General features: G+C 39.3%; 4 protein-coding genes. 2 read left to right on the top strand and 2 right to left on the bottom strand.

Annotation, left to right across the window (positions count from 1 at the left end):
• Both radA and msrB read left to right on the top strand, forming a co-directional pair.
• Window positions 1-1,075: DNA repair protein RadA (gene radA / locus CXY28_RS08430; RefSeq protein ID WP_100980473.1), on the top strand; the 1,075-nt coding region annotated here is incomplete at its 5' end.
• A gap of 121 nt (window positions 1,076-1,196) precedes the next feature.
• The gene (gene msrB, locus CXY28_RS08425) at window positions 1,197-2,276 is read left to right on the top strand and encodes a peptide-methionine (R)-S-oxide reductase MsrB (RefSeq protein ID WP_100980471.1); all 1,080 of its coding nucleotides are present in this window, start codon (window positions 1,197-1,199) and stop codon (window positions 2,274-2,276) included.
• A 390-nt stretch (window positions 2,277-2,666) separates the two neighbouring features.
• On the opposite strand, the gene CXY28_RS08420 is transcribed toward msrB, so the two are convergent.
• Together CXY28_RS08420 and CXY28_RS08415 are read right to left on the bottom strand one after the other, a co-directional pair.
• Window positions 2,667-3,500, bottom strand: a complete 834-nt coding sequence (locus CXY28_RS08420) for a sulfite exporter TauE/SafE family protein (RefSeq protein ID WP_000393018.1) — start codon at window positions 3,498-3,500, stop codon at window positions 2,667-2,669.
• 212 nt (window positions 3,501-3,712) lie between these two features.
• A partial coding sequence (locus CXY28_RS08415; protein WP_001980378.1) for an outer membrane beta-barrel protein occupies window positions 3,713-3,840 on the bottom strand: 128 nt, incomplete at its 5' end.

Below are 3,840 nucleotides of genomic sequence, written 5' to 3'. Positions count from 1 at the left end.
GTATTTAGTGGGGGGGAGTCCTGGGGTGGGGAAATCCACTTTGCTTTTAAAAGTGGCTTCTGGCTTAGCCAAAAACCAGCAAAAGGTTTTGTATGTGAGCGGGGAAGAGAGCTTGAGTCAGATTAAAATGCGCGCCACTAGATTGGATTGCGTAGAAAAAGAATTGTATCTGCTCAATGAAATCAATTGGCCCGTGATTAAGGCGAATATTGAAAGCGAAAATTATTTTGCTTGCGTGATTGATTCCATTCAAACGCTTTATTCGCCAGAGATTTCTTCAGCGCCCGGCTCTATTTCGCAAGTGCGAGAGATCACTTTTGAGCTCATGCGTTTGGCCAAAACAAGAGATATTGCTATTTTTATCATCGGCCATATCACTAAAGAAGGGAGCATCGCAGGGCCTAGAGTGCTAGAGCATATGGTAGATAGCGTGCTGTATTTTGAGGGCGATCCCAGTAGGGAACTAAGGATTTTAAGGAGTTTTAAAAACCGCTTTGGCCCTACGAGTGAAATCGGCTTGTTTGAGATGAAAGAGCAGGGTTTGGTGAGCGCTAAGGAAGCTTCAAGCTTGTTTTTTTCCAAAGAAGAGCCTATGGAGGGGAGTGCGATTACCATCACTTTAGAAGGCTCAAGAGCGTTGATTTTAGAAATCCAAGCGTTGGTGAGCGAGTGCAGTTTCGGAGCGCCCAAACGATTAGCGAACGGGTTTGACACCAACCGCCTTAACATGCTCATCGCTTTGTTAGAAAAAAAACTAGAAATCCCTTTAAACCGCCATGATGTGTTCATTAATGTGAGCGGAGGCATTAAGATTAGCGAGCCGGCTTGCGATTTAGCGGTCATTGCCAGTATCCTTTCAAGCTTTAAAAACAGAAAAATTGACAATAAAACGGCGTTTTTGGGCGAAGTGAGTTTGAATGGTAGGATTTTAGAAGCCCCTAATTTGAACGCTAGATTGAAAGAAATGGAAAATTATGGGTTTTTAAAAGCCATTTTGCCCAAAAAACCCAGTCAAAAAACCTCTATCAAATGCTATGAAGCCAATGTGGTGGGTAAGATTGTTGAGTGGATGTGATGAACTTTTGTTACCTAGTAGAACAAAGCCTTATTGAAATTTAAACTCAATTTAAAGAACAATTGCCATCTTTTTTAGTTATAATGGCGGACACCATTAAAATTAAAACAAAGGTTATTCAATGAAAGTATTATCTTACTTGAAAAATTTTTATCTTTTTTTACTAATAGGAGCGATTATGCAAGCGAATGAAAGCATGGGGGCTAAACACCCTAAAACCGATGAAAGAGTGATTTACTTGGCTGGGGGGTGCTTTTGGGGGCTAGAGGCGTATATGGAGAGGATTTATGGCGTTATAGACGCAAGCTCCGGTTACGCTAATGGCAAGACTTCAAGCACGAATTATGAAAAATTGCATGAGAGCGATCATGCTGAAAGCGTGAAAGTGGTCTATGATCCTAAAAAGATCAGTTTAGACAAGTTGTTGCGTTATTATTTTAAGGTGATTGATCCGGTGAGCGTGAACAAGCAAGGTAATGATGTGGGCAGGCAGTATCGCACAGGGATTTACTATGTCAATAGCACGGATAGAGAAGTGATAGATCACGCCTTAAAAGCGTTACAAAAAGAAGTGAAAGGCAAAATCGCCATTGAGGTAGAGCCGTTAAAAAATTATGTGAGGGCTGAAGAATACCACCAGGATTATTTGAAAAAACACCCCGGTGGCTATTGCCATATTGATTTGAAAAAGGCGGATGAAGTGATTGTGGATGACGATAAATACACCAAACCAAGCGATGAAGTTTTAAAGAAAAAACTCACCAAACTCCAGTATGAGGTGACTCAAAACAAACACACTGAGAAACCTTTTGAAAATGAGTATTACAACAAAGAAGAAGAGGGCATTTATGTGGATATTACCACAGGCGAGCCGTTATTTTCTTCAGCGGATAAATACGACTCCGGTTGCGGATGGCCTAGCTTTTCTAAGCCCATCAATAAAGATGTGGTGAAATACGAAGACGATGAGAGCCTTAACAGGAAACGCATTGAGGTATTGAGCCGTATTGGTAAGGCGCATTTAGGACATGTGTTTAACGACGGGCCTAAAGAATTAGGGGGCTTAAGGTATTGTATCAACAGCGCGGCTTTAAAGTTTATCCCCTTAAAAGACATGGAAAAAGAGGGTTATGGCGAGTTTATCCCTTATATCAAAAAGGGTGAATTGAAAAAATACATCCAAGATAAAAAAACGCATTAAGGGGTAATGACTAAGCCCCCTAATGGGGGTTAAAATGAGGGGGGTTTAAGCGTTTGGGTTTATCTTATGGGTTATTTTAAAAAACGCTAAAATACGCCCTAAATAATTCATTTTTTAATTACCCTTACCTCGAAAATATTCTTTTTTAAGTTTTATGTTTTTGTTCTCATCAAATAAAGATAACTAAAACTTTTTATTTTTTTAAAAATGGGGTTTTTAATTTTATTTTTTGTTTCAAACTCATTTTTTAAGGGGGTAGGGGGTTATCCCATTACAACCCCCAAACTAAACCCCCCTAACCCTAAAGAAGCGCTTTTTTAGAGATTATCGCTTGCTCATGAAAGCTTTTTGATATTAATTTTAAAAATGCCCTTGAGCGTTTTTAGATTTTTACCCCATAATGAGCTTGTGTAAAGTCGCTAAAATGCTTAAAGCATAAATGAGGAGCAACAGGATTTTATGCACCTTTTCATTAGCCAAAGCAATGAGCTTGATGCCAATGCCCACCCCTAAAAACGCTCCAATACCGGTAATCACCCCTGCTTGAACGCTTATATCATCAAGAACCTTCCCGTTATAAAGAGAAATGACCCCAGATAAAGAAGCGAACACCACAAAAAATAGCCCCAAAGGCACGATTTTTTTAGAATCGTATTTCAAAAAATAGCCCAAAAACGGCACCATTAAAATCCCCCCACCCATGCCTAGCGGGATAGAAAAAATGCCGGTAACAAAACCGGCGAGCATCAAAACCCCATGCGTTCTATCCATAGACACAAAAGGGATTGCGCGCTTTTTTTCTGGCGTTTTGTTATTCGCATGCAAATCAAAATGCATTTCTTCAAAATGCTCTGGCTTCTTGTTGCTAGAAAAAGCGTATTTGATAAAGGTGTAGCATACCACCACCACAAACACAGCCATTAAAATTTTATCGTCAATGATTTTTAAGATAAAGCTCCCTAAAATCGCCCCCATTAGCCCTCCAAGCGCGGCAAATGAGCCTTCTCTCAAATCCAATAAGCCCTTTTTGTAATTGATGATAGAGCCGACCACTGAAGAAAAAAGCATTTGCATGAGCGAAATACCCACCGCATGGCTATAGCTAAAATGGGCAAAAATCGCGCTAGGGACGACAATCTCCCCCCCACCAATACCAAAAAACCCAGCGGTGATGCCGGTGAATAGCCCCACAAGAGCCAAAATAAACGCTGTTGATTCTTCCATGAAAAACTCCCTAAATTCTAAATTATTACTTTATCAAAAAAGAGTGATAATCTTTAAAAATTTTTCTTTAATGATTGCAAAAATAGGGTTTTGATCACTTTAATTTTATCGCTTGAGAGCGATTATAAGAGATTATCCAAGATCTCTTTATTTGCTTAATTTAAAAAGGCTTTCAAGCGTTTTTAAACAAACCCCTTTTTTAAAGAGGGTTTTTAGTAAGCAAACACATAATTGAGGAAAAGGCTATACATCCTTCTGTATTCTAGTTTAGCACCCATGAAAGAATAGTAGCTTGTGTTGATCGTAGGGATTTTAAAACCTAGTTCAATGCCATGTTGAG

Origin of the sequence: Helicobacter pylori, assembly GCF_002832345.1 — a bacterium.
Lineage (GTDB): Bacteria > Campylobacterota > Campylobacteria > Campylobacterales > Helicobacteraceae > Helicobacter > Helicobacter pylori_CP.
Note: the sequence above shows the minus strand (reverse complement) of the source record. Positions and strands in the feature narration are given on the sequence as shown.